Raw genomic sequence first — 911 nt, forward strand, 5'->3', positions numbered from 1 at the left:
TCAGCCCCCTGACCACCGTCGTGCCCGCCGCTGCCATGGCCGTCCTCGGGCTCGCCGGCGCCGCCGTCGCGCTGCGCACCGTCACCTCCGCCGACCCCCTCACCGCTCTCGGGAGCGCCCAGTGATCACCCTCGACGACGTCACCCTCACCTTCCCCGACGGCGCCTCGCGGATCACCGCCGTCGACCACCTCACCCTGCTCGGGCGCCCCGGTGTCGTCACCGGGATCACCGGCCCCTCCGGGTCGGGCAAGTCGAGCATCCTGGCGATCGCCGCGACGCTCGTGCGCCCCGACTCCGGGCGCGTGCTCATCGGCGACGCCGACGCCACGACCCTCGACCGCGAAGAGGCGACCGCGCTGCGCCGGGAGCAGATCGGCATCGTCTTCCAGCAGGCCAACGTGCTGGCCTCCTTGACCGCCCGCGAGCAGCTTCAGGTCATGGGCGAGCTCGGCGGCCGCGCGACCGCAGCCCGACGCCGGGCGGTCCGCTCACGGGTGGACGAGCTCCTCGCCGCCGTCGGCCTGGCCGACCAGGCCCACAAGCGCCCCGCCCAGCTATCCGGTGGCCAGCGCCAGCGCGTGGCTATCGCCCGCGCCCTCGTCCACGACCCCCAGGTCCTGCTCGTCGACGAGCCCACCAGCGCCCTGGACCAGCAACGAGGAGCCGAAATCATGCAACTCATCGCCGACCTCACCCACGACCGCGCCACCGCCACGCTCCTGGTCACCCATGACCTGGTCCACCGCGATGCCCTCGACGACCTCGTTACCGTCGTCGACGGCAAGCTCAACCACACCGACGCCCTCGCCACCGCATGAGACCAACGAAGCGGCACGTCTTCGAGGACCTGGCGAAGGCCCGCACGAAGCGACAGCAGCGGCCCTTCGACCGGCGTTCAGATGGGAATCG

The 911-nt window shown here is 72.4% G+C and carries 1 protein-coding gene and 1 pseudogene; both read left to right on the forward strand.

What is annotated here, in order from left to right; translation table 11 throughout:
* Positions 1-125, forward strand: a pseudogene (locus Q0848_RS19110) (ABC transporter permease); the annotation flags it as partial.
* Positions 122-820, forward strand: a complete 699-nt coding sequence (locus Q0848_RS18900; RefSeq protein WP_299040381.1) for an ABC transporter ATP-binding protein — start codon at positions 122-124, stop codon at positions 818-820. The pseudogene Q0848_RS19110 and the gene Q0848_RS18900, both read left to right, overlap by 4 nt.
* Positions 821-911 lie beyond the last annotated feature (91 nt).

It is taken from the genome of uncultured Pseudokineococcus sp. (genome assembly GCF_947495735.1).
Taxonomy (GTDB): domain Bacteria; phylum Actinomycetota; class Actinomycetes; order Actinomycetales; family Quadrisphaeraceae; genus Pseudokineococcus.